We start from the raw sequence: 14,703 nt of genomic DNA, 5'->3' as shown, positions 1-14,703 counted from the left end.
GCCCGGCGCCGTCGGTAACCGCGTTCCACCTGCGGCACACCCTGGGCTGGCAGGATGGCAGCATGACTCTGACGCGTGACGAAGCGCAAGCACGAGCCGCGATCGTGCATCCGACGGCCTACCGCATCGACCTCGATCTCGACGCGGGGCCCCGCACGTTCGGTTCGACGACGACGCTGACGTTCGACGCGCAGGCCGGAGCGTCGACGTTCGTCGACCTCGACCCCGACGAGCTGCTGTCAGCGTCGCTCAACGGGCGTGACCTCGACGTCACCACGGCCCTCGACGGTCGTCGCCTGCGCCTCGACGATCTCGCCGAGCGCAACGAACTCGTCGTCACCGCGCGCATGACGTACGGGCGCGACGGGCAGGGCCTGCACCGGGCCACCGACCCCGCCGACAGCAACGACTACGTCTACGGCCACCTGTTCATGGACGCGGCATCGCGCGTCTACGCCTGCTTCGACCAGCCCGACCTCAAGGCGCCGTACGACGTCAACGTGCGCGCCCCGCAGGGGTGGACGGTCGTCGCCAACGGCGCCATGCGCGAGGTCGAGCCGCAGCTCTGGCGCGCTGCGACGACGAAACCGCTCGCGACGTATTTCGTCACCGTCTGCGCCGGCCCCTTCGCCACCGTCACGGCTGAGCACGACGGCATTCCCCTCGCGCTGCACGCGCGCGCCTCGTTGCGCGACCGGCTCGAGGCGCAGGCCGACGAGATGCTCACCGTGACGCGCGAGTCGTTCGACTACTACCACCAGCTGTTCGGCATCCGATACCCGTTCGGCGAGTACCACCAGGTGTTCGTTCCCGAGTTCAACGCGGGCGCGATGGAGAACCCGGGGTGCGTGACGTTCCGCGACCAGCTCGTCTTCACCGGCGCCGCGAGCCGCACCGAGCACCTGTCGCGCGCCAACACGATCAGCCACGAGATGGCGCACATGTGGTTCGGCGACCTCGTGACGATGCAGTGGTGGGACGACCTGTGGCTCAACGAGTCGTTCGCCGAGTACATGGCCAATCGCACGCTCGTCGCGGCCACCGAGTTCGACGACGCGTGGGTCGACGTCGCCGCCGGCCGCAAGGCATGGGGTTACGCGGCGGAGCGGTCGCCGTCGACGCACCCCGTCGCGGGCGCGCCCGCGCCCGACACCGACACGGCGCTGCAGAACTTCGACGGCATCTCCTACGCCAAGGGTTCGGCGGTGCTGCGTCAGCTCATCCACCACATCGGTGACGACGCGTTCATCGCGGGCGTGCGCCTTCACCTGCAGCGGCACGCGTTCGCCAACGCGACGCTCGCCGACTTCCTCGCCTCCCTCGAAGAGGCCTCCGGCACCGACCTGACGCGGTGGGCCGCCGCGTGGCTCGAGACGGCCGGCATGGACACCCTCCGCGTCGACGGGTTCGTCGGCGCGGCCCGCGGTGTCGTGACCGAGGGTGCCGATGACGCAGCACGTACCACCCGCTCGCTCGACGACGCCCGCGACCCGGCTGCATCCGCTCCCTTGGATCACGATGCCTCCGCCGCGGCTGACACGACGAGCGCGCCCCACCTCGTCATCGAGGCCAACACGCAGTGGCCTGCCGAGCGCACGCACACCCTCCGCGTGAGCGCCCATTCAGCCGACGGCGCCCTCGTCGCCGTCGACGACCTGACGGGCGCTGCCGGCCGCGTCGACCTGCCCGAGGTGAGCGAGGCGATGGCGCGCGGTGAGCAGGTCGCCGCCATCATCCCGAACGCCGGTGACCTGACGTGGGCGGGCGTCGAGTTCGACGCCGCGACCCTCGCTGCGCTGCCGACCGCACTGCCCGGCATCGCCGACGCAACCACGCGCGGCATGATCTGGACGGCACTCGCCCACGGCCTCGCGACGGCTGTCGTCTCCCCGCAGCAGGGGCTCGCCATCGCCGAGGGCGCACTGCCGGCCGAGACGCAGATGCCGGTGCTCGACGTCGCCGTCGGCGTGGCCCTGGGGCAGGTCGTCGGACGCTTCATGCCGTGGTCCGAGCGTTCGGACGCTGCGGCACGTCTCGCCGCGGTGGGGGAGCAGCTCATGGCTGCGGCATCGGATTCTTCGACGAGCGCCATGTCAGCGGCGTCCTCGACGAGCACTGCCAGCCCGTCGTCGAGCGCTGCCGGCGCATCTTCGCTGAGCCCTGCCGGCGCGCCGTCATCGACTTCGGCCGGTGCGTCCTCGGGCGCACGGGTCGATGCCGTCGACGATCCCCGCCTCCTCGCGGGGGCGCGTCTCGTCGCCTCGACGGGTGACGCCGAGCGTCTGCGTCCCTGGTTCGCGGGGGAGGGCCTGCCGGCGGGGCTCGACGGTGACGCACCGTTCCGGTGGCGCGTGGCGCGTCGCCTCGCACAGCTCGACGCGGTGACGATCGCCGAGCTCGGCGACGCCCTCGCGGCTGACGAGACGATGTCGGGTCAGCTCGGCTATCTCACGGCACGGGCGTCGTTCCCGACCGCGGAGGCGAAGGAATGGGCGTGGGAGGAGCTGACGGCCGCTCCCACCGATGACGCGCCGGCGCACAGCAACTACGAGATGAACGCGCTCGCCACGGGTTTTTGGTCGGCCGACGACGAGGCCACCCTTGCGCCGTACATCGAGCGCTACGTCAGCGACATTCCCGCGATGCGCGCGTGGGTAGGCGAGGACGCGCTCGCCCGCGTCGCGTCGCTCGCGTTCCCGACGGCCCTCGCGAGCGAGGAACTCGACGTCGAAGCCCGCCGCATGCTCGAGCGCGACCTGCCCGCATCGGTGCGCCGTGCCGTCGTCGATCAGCAGGCCCTCGTGCGTGAGGTCCTCGCCTCGCGCGCCGCGTTCGTCGAGGGCTGATGGGGCTGTTCCCAAAGCCCGATCTCGAGACGGGGTTCGTGCCCGATCCGCGTCTCGACCCGTTTCGCGATCGCGCGGCGCGTGCCACGTTGCCCGATGGTCGCTCAGGAGTTCTGTACGTCGAATCGGTTCGCCTCGCCACGCTCGAGAGTGGTCATCTGTGGTGGCGATGCTGGTCGCACCCTACGAGAACGCGATTCTGTGGCTCGACCTGCCGGACGGAGTGTGCACAGACATCTGGCTGAGTGACGGCGCGGCAACCGAGGCCGAGACCGAACAGTGGGCTCGACGAGAGTGGACAGGGGTCAGGCAGGGCGGTCGCCCCGCCCCGATTCATGCGCTCGAGTGGCTGGGGGACGAGGAGTCCCGCAGAATAGGGGCCGCGTTCATCGACCCCGGGACCGACGAGTCGCAGGCCTGACGCACGATGGCGGGTAACTCACTGGTTGGTTCGAAACTGCGCTCCACCTCGTGAGTCACCCGCCATCGTGTGCGCTCGAACACGAGCGCAGCGGCGCCGATCGTCAGGGCACGATGACGCTCAGCGTCTGCGCGACGCACGCGGGTCGCTCCTGACCCTCGATCTCGACGGTCAGCGTCATGGCGACCTGGGCGCCCTTGGGGCTCTCGTCGACGCTGTCGAGCACGATGCTGCCGCGCACCCGCGACCCCACGGGCACGGGCTGCGTAAAGCGCACCTTGTTCGAGCCGTAGTTGACGGCCATCGTGATGCCTTCGATCGTCCAGATCTCCGACGACAGCATCGGCGCGAGCGACAACGTCAGGTAGCCGTGCGCGATGGTCGTGCCGAACGGGCCGCTCTTGGCGCGTTCGGGGTCGACGTGGATCCACTGGTGATCGCCGGTCGCGTCCGCGAACTGATCGACCATCTTCTGCGTGATCTCGTGCCACTCGCTCGTGCCGAGATGCTCGCCGACAGCCGTCTTGAGTTCGTCGAGTCCGTTGAACGTTCGCATGGTGTTCTCCTCGTCCCGGTTCAGCAGAGCGGTCCGCCGGCGACGTACAGCACCTGCCCGGAGACGTACCCGGAGCGCTCGTCGCAGAAGAACGACGCCGCGTTGGCGATGTCGTCGGGCTGGCCGGCCTTCTTGACGGCCGTCATCTCGGCGGCGCCCTTGATGAAGTCCTCGAACGGCACGCCGACGCGCTCGGCCGTCGCCGCCGTCATGTCCGTCTCGATGAAGCCCGGGGCGATGGCGTTCGCCGTCACGCCGAACTTACCGAGCTCGATCGCGAGCGTCTTCGTGAAGCCCTGCAGCCCCGCCTTCGCGGCCGAGTAGTTCGCCTGGCCGCGGTTGCCGAGCGCGGAGCTCGACGACAGGTTGACGATGCGGCCGAAGCCCTCCTTCGTCATGTGCGCCTGGCACTCGCGCGACATGAGGAACGAGCCGCGCAGGTGCACGTTCATCACCATGTCCCAGTCGTCGGCCGACATCTTGAACAGCAGGTTGTCGCGCAGGATGCCGGCGTTGTTGACGAGGACGGTCGGCGCGCCGAGCTCGTCGGCAACGCGGGCGACGGCGCCCTTGACGCTCTCCTCGTCGGCGACGTCGCAGCCGACGGCCAGGGCGTCGCCGCCGGCGGTCTTGATGGCCTCGACCGTTGCCGCGCAAGCGGATTCGTCGAGGTCGAGGACGGCGACCTTCATGCCGTCCGCGGCGAGGCGCTTGGCGACGGCGGCGCCGATGCCGCGCGCGGCTCCGGTGACGATGGCGGTTCGCTGGGTCATGGGAATTCCTTTCGTGAAGCGGGTGGTCGTTCAGGTTTCGTGGCTCATCTACTCGCGTGCACGTGCACCCGGGTGCACGTGCACGCAAACAGTGACGGCCGGTAGTTGCCGGCAGCAGGTCTCAGACGAGCCCGCCGGTGACGGTGATGCCGCCGTCGACGACGAGCGTCTGGCCCGTCATCCACGCGGCGTCGTCGGAGGCGAGGAACGCGACGGGCCCCGCGATGTCCTCCGGCGCGCCGAGGCGCTTGAGCGGGTAGGGCTTGGCGACGGATTCCTCGCGGCCCTCGTACAGGGCCTTCGCGAAGTCGGTCTTGACGACGGCGGGGGCGACCGCGTTGACGCGCACCTTGGGGCCGAGCTCGGCGGCGAGCTCCTCTGTCATGTGGATGACGCCGGCCTTCGTCACGCCGTAGAACGCGATGCCGGGTGCGGCGCGCAGCCCGGCGATGCTCGCGAGGTTGACGACCGAGCCGCCGTTGTCCTTCATCCACGCGTTCCAGACGGCGCGCGTCCACGACAGCGTCGCGAGCAGGTTGACGTCGGCGATCTTGCGCGCCGCGTCGTCGTCGAGGTCCATGAGGCCGCCGTAGACGGGGTTGATGCCCGTGTTGTTGACGAGCACGTCGATGCGGCCCCAGCGCTCCATCGCGGTGCGCACGACCTCGTCCTGGTGCGCCTTGTCCTGCGCCTTGCCGGCGACGGCGGCGGCCGCGTCGCCGAGCTGCGCGACGGCGGCGTCGAGCGTTTCCTGGCCGCGAGCGGTGATGATGACGTTGGCGCCCTCGTCGACGAAGCGCTGGGCGATGGCGAGGCCGATCCCGCGGCTCGCGCCGGTGACGATCGCGACCTTGCCGGTGAAGCGGCTGGCCTGTGCAGTCATGAAGCATTCCTCTCGAAAGACGCACGCAACGCTATTGAGCGTTGCTCAACAACACTATGCCCCTTCGGCGTACCTCGTGCGAAGTTCGCGCTTGAGCACCTTCATGCTCGGCCCGAGCGGCAGCGCCTCGACGATGTCGACGCGGCGCGGGTACTTGTGCGATCCGAGCTGCTCTCGGCTCCAGGCGACGAGCGTCTCCGCGTCGAGCGCAGCGTCGTCGGACGGCACGACGACGGCCATGATCTCCTCGCCGTACTGCTCGTCGGGCACGCCGATCACGGCGACCTGCGCGACGCCGTCATAGCGCATCAGCGTCTCCTCGACCTCGCGCGGGTAGACGTTGTACCCGCCGCGGATGACGAGATCCTTCGTCCGGTCGACGATGCGCACCCGCCCCGTCTCGTCCTGGATGCCGATGTCGCCGGTGCGGAACCACCCGTCCTGCAGGGCTTCGGCGCTCGCAGCCGGGTTGTTCCAGTAGCCGGCGAAGATGGCGTGGCCGCGGCAGACGACCTCGCCGCGCTCGCCCGGCGGCAGCAGCTCGACGCGTTCGGGCACCGTCAGGTCGGCGATGCCCATGTCGATGCCCCACAGCGCGTGTCCGACGGTGCCCGGTTCGACGCCGAGCGCCTCCTGGTTCGACGTGATCGACGGCGAGGTCTCGCTGAGGCCGTAGCCCTCGTGAATCTTCGTCGAGAACACCCTCTCGAACTTCTCGAGCACGGCTACGGGCAGCGACGCGCCGCCGCTGATGGCGTCAGCGAGCTGCGGGACGGGGATCTCGGGGTGCTCGCCGACCGCCTTGAGCAGCTGGATGTACATCGTCGGCACGGCGCAGATCATCGTCACGCCCTCGGCGTTCATGAGGCGCAGCGCCTCCGTCGCGTCGAAACGGGGCTGCAGGACGACGGTGACGCCGCGCCGGAACGCCGCGTTGAGCGAGACGGATTGACCGAAGATGTGGAACAACGGCAGGCACCCCAGGACGACCGCGCCCGCCGCGACGCCGTTGCCGTCGAACGCGCTGACCGTGCAGTTCATCACCAGGTTGAGATGGGTGAGGATCGCACCCTTGGGCTTGCCCGTCGTGCCGCTCGTGAAGAAGATGACGGCGGGGTCGAGCGGCTCGCGTGCCACGAAGTTGCTGATGGGTTCGGCGCCGGCCGCGTACGTCGTGATGTCGACCGCGGGGACGCCGGTGATCTCCGAGGCCTTCGTCGCCGTCGCCGCGACAGCCGGGTGGTGGAGCAGTCGGCTCACCTCGGCCGTCTCGAGGAGGTAGGCGGCCTCGCGCCCCTGCAGCAGCGTCGGCACGGGGACGACGACGCCACCCGCCGCGAGAATGCCGTAGTAGCTCGTGACGAACTCGACGACGTTGGGCGCCAGCAGCGCGACGCGGTCGCCTGGCGTGACGCCGTCCGCGATGAGTTGCGCGGCGACCGTGCGCGCCTGGCGCCAGACCTCCGCGTACGTGAGTCGACGCTCGCCCTCGATCAGGGCAAGAGCGTCAGGGGTGCGGCGCGCCGGTTCGGCGAGCACGCTGGCGAGGGAGAGCGTGGTGGAGACGAGGGGCAGCTCGGACATGTGCACTCCAGACGTTGACTGTGCTGTGCATCACATCACACCACACCGACAACGCTCCTGGGGCATCTTGTTGAGCATTGCTCAACAACTGGACGGCGTTGTCCTGCGCCCTGCCCGTCAGGCCTGATGACTTCCCCACATGGCGCCGCCTGACATGGAGTGGGACGTCCGCGGGCCGCCGCGTCCCCACCTGGCGTCGTTATGCATCGAGTGGGACGTCCGGGCAGCGTTGTCACCGGGGCCACCTACGCTGACTGCATGAGCGAAACAGCACTTCTCGTCGTCGATGTGCAGAACGATGTCATGGCCGAATCCGTCAACAGCGACGACGTCGTCGCGAAGATCTCATCGCTCGTCGATCGGGCGCGTGAGCAGGGTGTGCCCGTCATCTGGGTGCAGCACTCCGACCCGGGGATGCCGCGTGACAGCGACGAGTGGCAGATCGTCGCGCAGCTCGTTCCGGCACCTGACGAACCGGTCGTCCACAAGACGTGGGGTGATGCGTTCGTCGAGACCGACCTCGCCGAACGTCTGCAGGAGCGCGGCGTGAAGCGCATCGTCCTCTGCGGCGCTCAGACCGACGCCTGCATCCGCTCGACGTTCTACGGCGGCATCCACCGCGGCTACGACATGACGCTCGTCGAGGACGCGCACACGACCGCCGACATGCGCGAACATGGCCTGCCCTACGGCCCGGACGAAGCCATCCGCGTCCTCAACGCCCAAGCGTCCTGGACGAAGCAGCCCGACGCGGTGGGCTCGACGACGACAGCCGCCGACGCGTTCGCCTGACGGGTGGCAGCCGCTCCCACGAGGGTTGTGGGGGGGGGGGGGGGGGGGGGGGGGGCGCCCCCCCCCCCCCCGGCCGGCGCGGCCCCAACGGCCCCGGGGGGGGGGGGGGGGGGGGCGGGGGCGGGCGGCGCCCCCCCCCCCCCCCCCCCCCCCCCCCCCCCCCCCCCCCCCCCCCCCCCCCCCCCCCCCCCCCCCCCCCCCCCCCCCCCCCCCCCCCCCCCCCCCCCCACGGCCCTCAACCTTCGGTATTCGCTCGTCACAAACCCAGGTCACGCCCGATGATCATCTTCATGATCTCGTTCGAACCGGCCCAGATCTTGTGCACGCGAGCGTCACGCCACGCACGTGCCACGCGGTACTCGTTCATGTAGCCGTAGCCACCGTGCAACTGCACGCACTCGTCGAGCACGTCGCACTGCACCTGGGCGGCCCACCACTTCGCCTTCGCGGCGTCGACGGCCGTCAGCTTGCCCTCGGCGTGCGCGGCGACACAGTCGTCGATGTACGCCTCGGAGACCTCGATCTTCGTCACCATCTCGGCGATCTTGAACGTGTTGTGCTGGAACGAGCCGATCGGCTGACCGAACGCCTTGCGGTCCTTGCAGTACTGGATCGTCTCGGCGAGGATCTGCTTCGCGTTCGCGATGTTCGCGATGGCGTTGCCGATGCGCTCCTGCGGCAGGTGCTTCATCATCGCGATGAAGCCGAGGTCCTGCGGGCCGAGCAGCGCGTCGGCGGGCAGGCGCACGTTGTCGAAGAACAGCTCCGACGTGTCTGACTCGACCTGGCCGACCTTGTCGAGCTTGTTGCCCTTGGTGAAGCCCTCGGTGCCGGCTTCGACGAGGAACAGCGAGATGCCCTTCGCGCCCTTGCTCGGGTCCGTGCGTGCCGCGACGACGGCGACGTCGCACTGGTGGCCGTTCGTGATGAACGTCTTCGAACCGTTGAGGATCCAGTCGCCCGAGCCGTCGTCAGCCTTGACGGCGATCGACTTGAGGTTTGCGAGGTCCGAACCACCCGACGGTTCCGTCATGCCGATCGACAGGATCAGCTCACCCGTCGCGACGCGCGGCAGGTACTTCTGCTTCTGCTCCTCGGTGCCGAGGCTGACGATGTACGGCGCGGTGACATCCGAGTGGATGCCGAAGCACGACGCGACGGCAGCAGTGAACTTGCTGATCTCCTCGGCGAAGATGGCGTTGAAGCGGTAGTCGTCGATGCCGGCGCCACCGTACTCCTCGGGGATGCACAGGCCGAAGAAGCCCTGCTTGCCGGCCTCGAGCCAGATATCACGTGCGATGACGTGATCGCGGATCATCTCCTCGGCACGCGGGGCGAGGGTGCGCTCGACGAACTCGCGGGCGGAAGCGCGGAACGCCTCGTGGTCTTCGTCGTAGATGTTGCGGGGCATGGGACGCCGCCTTTCTCAACTCATGGGTAGCTTGATCGCTCTTTGCATGGTACGCCCCGTCACAGGTACTTGTCGCCGGGCTGCGATGCTTACCTTGACGTAACCGCTGTGATGGTCTCGGCGCCGTCGCGATGCGCACCTCATCCACGGTTCGAGGAACGCCGTAGGAGCTGGCCGTCAGGCGCGAGCATGAGAAAAAGTGTGGACGGGGTGAGCAGGCGCCCCATAGCGTCAATGCCATGACCCGGGACGAGACGCGAAGCGCTGACTACCTCATCGACTGGCGATCGTGGCGCGGCCCGAAGCAGTTCGGGTGGCACGAACTGTCAGCCCCGCGATGGTGGCCGCGCGGCGAGCGGGCCCGCTTCCCACTTCTCTTCGTGACGGCGCTCGCCGTCAAGACCCGGTTCGCGCTCTTCCCGCCCACGCCGGATGTCACGGAGGACGACGTCGACGAGGCAGAGCTCGAGGCCCTTCTCGACGAGATGCTCGGAACCCTGCCGATGGAACTGGCCCCGGCTGGGCAGCGTGCCGGCGCGGTGAGAGTCGGTTTCTCCGTCGATCCCGACGCCGATCTCACGCCGGCGCAGCGCCTCGTCGCAGAGCGAGGCGTCCGAGTTCGCGCGGATCACTGGAGCGACGGGTTCGCCCTTCACCCCGTCGATGTGCTGGCCTGGCAACCGTCCTTCGGCGGGTTCTCGACGGTCGACGGGCTCGTCGGGCGCGGATTCGACGCGTATGCCCGCATCCTGCACCCGATCGAGAAGCGCGACGGCGACATCACGCGCCTGCGATGGAGTGCCCTGCCCGACGCCCGACTCGACGAGCCGGGCTGGCGCCCCGATCGTCGTCCTGATGGTTCGATCGACTTCGACTTCGAGAGCGAACGCGGCGTCGAGCTCGTCGAGGGGGTCATTCCGGAGCCCGAGCGCCGTGTCATCCATCAGCTGTTGCGCGACGATCTCAGGCGGCGTGCCGATGCGTCCCGCATCGTCCAGGGGATCTGGGCCGGCATCGGCGGGTTGGGCGTCGAGGGCGCCACACAATGTCGCATCGACCAACCGGAGCGAGAGATCGTGCCATTCACCGGCGCTTTCGACGAGATCGTCCTCGTCGACGACTGGCACACGGTCTCGATCGTCTACCCCGAATCCGGCGCGTGGTGCCTGGCGAACGACACCGATCTCGTGAGCACCTACCTCGCCGCCGACGCGTCGTTGGCCCAGCGGTTCCTCGATGATCCGCGCCTCGAATGCCTCGTCGTCGGGCCCGAGAATCAGGTCGGTTGAGGAGCTACGAGTTCACGCCCCATTCAGACGCCCGTCACGTGCGCGCCGCTGGCCGTGGGCACCCTGGCACCTCCTGACCCCCGACGGAGAGTTGTCGTCATGCCTCGCCCCACACGTCGCGCGTTCCTCAAGGGCGCCTCCGGCTCCCTCGTCACCGCAGCGCTCGCCGCGACGAACGCCCAACTCGCGCAGGCCGCGGGTCGTTCGGTCTATACCCGCGGCACGACGCTCGAGCAGGCTGCGGCCCCGCTCGCGACGAGCGGCTACACGCGTCTGACGGCCGGGCCGGGCTACCCCCTCGTCGTGCGGGCCGACCTCGCCGAGCCGCGTCCTTCTCGCGACGACACCCGCACAGGCCTCGCGAGCATCGTCCAGTTCACCGACCTGCACGTCGTCGACGCGCAGAGCCCGGTGCGCTTCGAGTTCCTCAACACGGTCAACTCGAGCGCGTGTCGCCCGCAGGAGGCTCTCGGCACGCAGGGCGCGGCTCAGTTGGTCAAACGCATCAACGACCTCGCGAAGGGCCCGTTCACCGGGCGCCGGTTCGACTGCGTCGTCTCGACGGGTGACAACACCGACAACCACGAGCACGTCGAGCTCGAGTGGTACCTCGCAGTCATGAACGGCGGCGTCATCACCCCGAACACGGGCGCGAGCGACCGGTGGGAGGGTGCGCAGACGAGCGGCAACCCGCAGTACTACAACGTCGAGAATGCCTCCGTCCGCGACCGGTACGTCAGCGCAGGCTTTCCGGTCCTCGACGGCTTCTTCCGCCGCGCCACGGCAGCGCACCGCAGCCCGGGGCTGAACGTGCGATGGTTCTCGGTCTTCGGTAACCACGACGACTCCGTCAGCGGCGTCCTGCCGTCCGACTGGGGTGCACTGGCCGCGATGTACACCGGCGACGTGAAGTTCACCGGCTTCACCTCCGGCACGTCCGATGCGGCACTGCGACGCACCTTCACGAACGGCAGCACGGCGATCAAGGGCGTCAGCAGCAGCACCAAGAACACCTGGCACGTCACACCCGATGAGCGCCGTAGGCCGTTCACCCCGACGGAGTACATGCGCGCGCACCTGCCGAGCGGCGGCCACGGCTTCACGGACGAGAACGTGGCGACCGGGCGCGGCTACTACACGTTCCGCATCGCCGACGGTGTCACGGGCATCTCGCTCGATTCGACGAACCGCGCCGGATTCACCGAGGGCAGCCTCGGGCACGAGCAGTTCCTGTGGTTGCAGCGTGTCCTCACCGCGGGCAGCAGCACGTACGTCGACTTCTGGGGTCGCACACAACGCCATGCCGTGGCCGACGAGATGTTCGTCATCTTCAGCCATCACACGAGCACGACGATGACGAACGTGCTGCTCGACCCGGCCACGCCCGAACTGCGGCACGCCGGGCGCGAGGTGCGCGACACGCTCATGCGCTTCCGCAACGTCGTGGCGTGGGTCAACGGGCACACGCACGAGAACCGCATCACTGCGCATCGTCACGCCGATCCGCGACGGTCGTTCTGGGAGATCAACACGGCGAGCCACGTCGACTTCCCGCAGCACGCGCGCATCATCGAGCTCTGTGACAACGCCGACGGCACGCTCAGTCTGTTCACGACGCTGGTCGAGTCGGCCGCGCCGTACGCAGCGTCGACGACAGGGCAGGACCAGGCGGATCTGGCGTCGCTGTACCGCGAGCTGTCCTACAACGATCCGAACCGCTCGGCCGCCCTCACGGGCGCCGACGCCGACCGCAACACCGAACTGATCCTGCGCCACCCCTGGCGCTGACGTCGAGGATGCCGACGACGAGGCCCCGCGCCGAGCGAATCGGTGCGGGGCCCTCGTCCATCGGGTCGGTGAAGTACGCCGGTCAGCGGTAGTTCGTGAACTGCAGTGCGACGTCGAGGTCGGAACCCTTGAGCAGGGCCTGCACCTCCTGCAGGTCGTCGCGGCTCTTGCTCGTGACGCGCAGTTCGTCACCCTCGATGCGTGCCTTGACGCTCTTGGGGCCCTCGTCGCGGATGATCTTGCTGATCTTCTTCGCGTTCTCGCTCGAGATGCCCTCCTTGAGCTTCGCCTCGAGGCGGTATTCCTTGCCGGAGAGTTTCGGCGTCGGGTCGTCGTCGCCGTAGTCGAGTGTCTTGAGCGAGACGCCACGCTTGATGAGCTTCGTCTGCAGCACGTCGAGGACGGCGAGCGTGCGCTCCTCGGAGTTGGCCTTCATGACGATCGACTCGCCGGAGAGTTCGACGGACGCGCCGACGTTCTTGAAGTCGTAGCGCGAACCGATCTCCTTCGCGGCCTGGTTGACCGCGTTGGCGACCTCCTGCTTGTCGATCTTGCTGACGATGTCGAACGAGCTGTCTGCCACGGTTTCTCCTTCGTTGAACGCGGGCGCTTCCTGCGCCTCATTATGCCGTGACGCCGATCCCGTGCTGTCGCGCCACCGTCCCGCCCGCGGTCGAGCCGACGTCCCAGCCAGCGTCATGCCTTGACGGCGATGCCGCCACGCCGCCGTCACCTCGCGCACCCGCGCGTGTCCTGCCGATTGGCTCAACGGCGCGTGCTCTTGCTATGGTTTCCGAGCACGCGCGCCAGGTTGCCCGAGCGGCCAATGGGAGCGGACTGTAAATCCGTCGCGAAAGCTACGAAGGTTCGAATCCTTCACCTGGCACCACAGGTGCACCGAGAGCCCTGCAGATTCGTCTGCGGGGCTCTTGCCATGTCCAGGCCGTGCGTCGACCGGGTGCGGCGCTCACGCAGCCGGCGGCTGCTCGATCGGCTCGACGTTGCTCACGCATGACGTCGGCAGGGCGCCACCGTAGACGTGCGGAAACTTCTCGCTGTCGTCCTCGCCCGGCACCGCGGGTTCGACGCGAACCTCGAGCCCCGCCGCGACGATGGCGTCGGTGTCCAACGTCAGCAGCACGAGCGGAGCGTCGACGTCCGCGTAGAACCGCTCGAGCGTCGGTCGCACCTGCTCGGGAAAGCTCGCATGCAGGTAGCCAACCTGTTCGATCGTCATCCCGCGCGTCGACCAGATGTACTCGCCGCTCTCGAGCGCGTCCTGCCACTCGTCGGCCACCGCGATGTGCTGAATCGTTCTCATGCGCGCCACGATAGACGGGCATGATGGGCACATGGCCTTTCGCGCAGATTCCACCACGCTTCCCCGCATCGGTGTCACCGGTGTGACGGGTGCCGTCGGCGGCGCCGTCGCGCGCCTCGTCTCGGCGCCGGGGCGTCCGGTTCGCTTTCTCCTGCGCGACGTCTCGCGCCTGCCACATCTCGGTGACGTCGACGGTGAGAGCGAGGTCGCCGTCGCCGAGTACGGAGCCTCCGACGCGGCCGCAGCGCTCGAAGGCGTCGGCACCCTGTTCATGGTGTCGGCGGCCGAGAGCCCCACGCGCGTCGAGGAGCACCGCAACTTCGTCGACCAGGCCGCGAAGGCGGGCGTGCAGCACATCGTGTACACCTCGTTCCTCAATGCGGCGCCTGATTCGACGTTCACGCTCGGGCGCGACCACTTCGCGACGGAGGAGCACATCAAGGCCTCCGGCATGGTGTGGACGTTCCTGCGAGACAGCTTCTACGCCGACGTCTTCGAGCACTTCGCCGACGAGGACGGCGTCATCCGTGGCCCGGCGGGTGACGGACGCGTCGCGCCCGTCGCCCGAGCGGACGTCGCCCGTGCCGCGCACGCGGTGCTCCTCGCACCGGGCGAGCACGCAGGCCGCACGTACGATCTCACCGGCCCGCAGGCCCTGACGCTGGACGAGATCGCCGCCATCCTCAGCGCGGGTCGCGACCGCGACTTCCGCTACGAACCCGAGACGATCGAGCAGGCGCGCGCGTCACGGCAGAAGTACGACCCGCAGCCGTTCGAGATGGACGCATGGGTGAGCACCTACACGGCGATCGCCGCGGGGGAGCTCGACGTCTTCAGCAACGACGTGCGACTGCTCACCGGGCAGAAGGCGATGACGTTGGAACAGCTCGTCGCCTCCAGCGAACCGGTGCGCTGAGCCCCGGGACGCCCCCGCGTGCGGCCAGGCACATCACCAGACGCGCGGACAGAACGCCTGACGGGCGCCCCACCAGCCAGGTGAGGCGCCCGTCAGCATTCGCGCCGCGATGCGTCGGCCGCC

At 68.9% G+C, this 14,703-nt stretch carries 13 protein-coding genes and 1 tRNA gene; 7 read left to right on the top strand and 7 right to left on the bottom strand.

Features of this window, described 5'->3' with window-relative positions:
- The first annotated feature begins 62 nt into the window (after positions 1-62).
- Both pepN and NQ706_RS05695 read left to right on the top strand, forming a co-directional pair.
- Complete coding sequence (gene pepN / locus NQ706_RS05700) at positions 63-2,846, top strand: aminopeptidase N (RefSeq protein ID WP_038567019.1); 2,784 nt, start codon at positions 63-65, stop codon at positions 2,844-2,846.
- A 160-nt stretch (positions 2,847-3,006) separates the two neighbouring features.
- A complete protein-coding gene (locus NQ706_RS05695; RefSeq protein ID WP_038567022.1) occupies positions 3,007-3,267 on the top strand; it encodes a hypothetical protein in 261 nt (86 codons plus the stop codon).
- A gap of 103 nt (positions 3,268-3,370) precedes the next feature.
- On the opposite strand, the gene NQ706_RS05690 is transcribed toward NQ706_RS05695, so the two are convergent.
- The 4 genes from NQ706_RS05690 to NQ706_RS05675 all read right to left on the bottom strand — a co-directional run bounded on the left by NQ706_RS05690 (position 3,371) and on the right by NQ706_RS05675 (position 7,063).
- Positions 3,371-3,823, bottom strand: a complete 453-nt coding sequence (locus tag NQ706_RS05690; protein WP_038567023.1) for a MaoC family dehydratase — start codon at positions 3,821-3,823, stop codon at positions 3,371-3,373.
- 20 nt (positions 3,824-3,843) lie between these two features.
- Entirely contained in the window at positions 3,844-4,596 is a 753-nt protein-coding gene (fabG, locus tag NQ706_RS05685) for a 3-oxoacyl-ACP reductase FabG (protein ID WP_006946283.1), read from the bottom strand.
- A gap of 121 nt (positions 4,597-4,717) precedes the next feature.
- On the bottom strand, positions 4,718-5,479 hold the full coding sequence (locus tag NQ706_RS05680; RefSeq protein ID WP_038567025.1) for an SDR family oxidoreductase: 762 nt from the start codon (positions 5,477-5,479) through the stop codon (positions 4,718-4,720).
- A 54-nt stretch (positions 5,480-5,533) separates the two neighbouring features.
- Positions 5,534-7,063, bottom strand: coding sequence for an AMP-binding protein (locus tag NQ706_RS05675; protein WP_038567028.1), 1,530 nt, complete (start codon positions 7,061-7,063; stop codon positions 5,534-5,536).
- A gap of 258 nt (positions 7,064-7,321) precedes the next feature.
- On the opposite strand from NQ706_RS05675, the gene NQ706_RS05670 reads away from it, so the two are divergent.
- Entirely contained in the window at positions 7,322-7,855 is a 534-nt protein-coding gene (locus NQ706_RS05670; protein WP_038567030.1) for a cysteine hydrolase family protein, read from the top strand.
- Positions 7,856-8,111: 256 nt separating this feature from the next.
- Here the strand turns inward: NQ706_RS05670 and NQ706_RS05665 are convergent, their stop codons facing one another.
- Positions 8,112-9,266, bottom strand: a complete 1,155-nt coding sequence (locus tag NQ706_RS05665) for an acyl-CoA dehydrogenase family protein (RefSeq protein WP_038567032.1) — start codon at positions 9,264-9,266, stop codon at positions 8,112-8,114.
- Positions 9,267-9,505: 239 nt separating this feature from the next.
- Here NQ706_RS05665 and NQ706_RS05660 point away from each other — a divergent pair, with 239 nt between their 5' ends.
- The gene (locus NQ706_RS05660) at positions 9,506-10,555 is read left to right on the top strand and encodes a hypothetical protein (RefSeq protein WP_006946190.1); all 1,050 of its coding nucleotides are present in this window, start codon (positions 9,506-9,508) and stop codon (positions 10,553-10,555) included.
- A gap of 99 nt (positions 10,556-10,654) precedes the next feature.
- A complete protein-coding gene (locus NQ706_RS05655; protein ID WP_006946299.1) occupies positions 10,655-12,343 on the top strand; it encodes a TIGR03767 family metallophosphoesterase in 1,689 nt (562 codons plus the stop codon).
- A gap of 82 nt (positions 12,344-12,425) precedes the next feature.
- Here NQ706_RS05655 and NQ706_RS05650 read toward each other — a convergent pair whose 3' ends face one another.
- Entirely contained in the window at positions 12,426-12,926 is a 501-nt protein-coding gene (locus tag NQ706_RS05650) for a YajQ family cyclic di-GMP-binding protein (protein ID WP_006946198.1), read from the bottom strand.
- Between the two features lie 222 nt (positions 12,927-13,148).
- Here NQ706_RS05650 and NQ706_RS05645 point away from each other — a divergent pair.
- Positions 13,149-13,232 (top strand) — tRNA-Tyr (locus NQ706_RS05645).
- Between the two features lie 78 nt (positions 13,233-13,310).
- Here the strand turns inward: NQ706_RS05645 and NQ706_RS05640 are convergent.
- The gene (locus NQ706_RS05640; RefSeq protein ID WP_006946117.1) at positions 13,311-13,664 is read right to left on the bottom strand and encodes a DUF952 domain-containing protein; all 354 of its coding nucleotides are present in this window, start codon (positions 13,662-13,664) and stop codon (positions 13,311-13,313) included.
- 31 nt (positions 13,665-13,695) lie between these two features.
- Here NQ706_RS05640 and NQ706_RS05635 point away from each other — a divergent pair, with 31 nt between their 5' ends.
- Positions 13,696-14,580 carry an SDR family oxidoreductase gene (locus NQ706_RS05635; RefSeq protein ID WP_404360548.1) on the top strand — a complete coding sequence of 295 codons (885 nt, stop codon included), beginning with the start codon at positions 13,696-13,698 and terminating at the stop codon, positions 14,578-14,580.
- Positions 14,581-14,703: the final 123 nt, after the last annotated feature.

The organism is Dermacoccus sp. BD5, assembly GCF_044878485.1.
Lineage (GTDB): Bacteria > Actinomycetota > Actinomycetes > Actinomycetales > Dermatophilaceae > Dermacoccus > Dermacoccus nishinomiyaensis.
This window is presented reverse-complemented; position numbering and strand designations above follow the sequence as displayed.

Bases quoted from the DNA above. Each gene is read 5' to 3' on its own strand.
- NQ706_RS05635 (WP_404360548.1), top strand. From the start codon at position 13,696: ATGGCCTTTCGCGCAGATTCCACCACGCTTCCCCGCATCGGTGTCACC.
- NQ706_RS05655 (WP_006946299.1), top strand. From the start codon at position 10,655: ATGCCTCGCCCCACACGTCGCGCGTTCCTCAAGGGCGCCTCCGGCTCC.
- NQ706_RS05660 (WP_006946190.1), top strand. From the start codon at position 9,506: ATGACCCGGGACGAGACGCGAAGCGCTGACTACCTCATCGACTGGCGA.
- NQ706_RS05640 (WP_006946117.1), bottom strand. From the start codon at position 13,664: ATGAGAACGATTCAGCACATCGCGGTGGCCGACGAGTGGCAGGACGCG.
- NQ706_RS05680 (WP_038567025.1), bottom strand. From the start codon at position 5,479: ATGACTGCACAGGCCAGCCGCTTCACCGGCAAGGTCGCGATCGTCACC.
- NQ706_RS05675 (WP_038567028.1), bottom strand. From the start codon at position 7,063: ATGTCCGAGCTGCCCCTCGTCTCCACCACGCTCTCCCTCGCCAGCGTG.
- NQ706_RS05665 (WP_038567032.1), bottom strand. From the start codon at position 9,266: ATGCCCCGCAACATCTACGACGAAGACCACGAGGCGTTCCGCGCTTCC.
- NQ706_RS05670 (WP_038567030.1), top strand. From the start codon at position 7,322: ATGAGCGAAACAGCACTTCTCGTCGTCGATGTGCAGAACGATGTCATG.
- fabG (WP_006946283.1), bottom strand. From the start codon at position 4,596: ATGACCCAGCGAACCGCCATCGTCACCGGAGCCGCGCGCGGCATCGGC.
- pepN (WP_038567019.1), top strand. From the start codon at position 63: ATGACTCTGACGCGTGACGAAGCGCAAGCACGAGCCGCGATCGTGCAT.
- NQ706_RS05690 (WP_038567023.1), bottom strand. From the start codon at position 3,823: ATGCGAACGTTCAACGGACTCGACGAACTCAAGACGGCTGTCGGCGAG.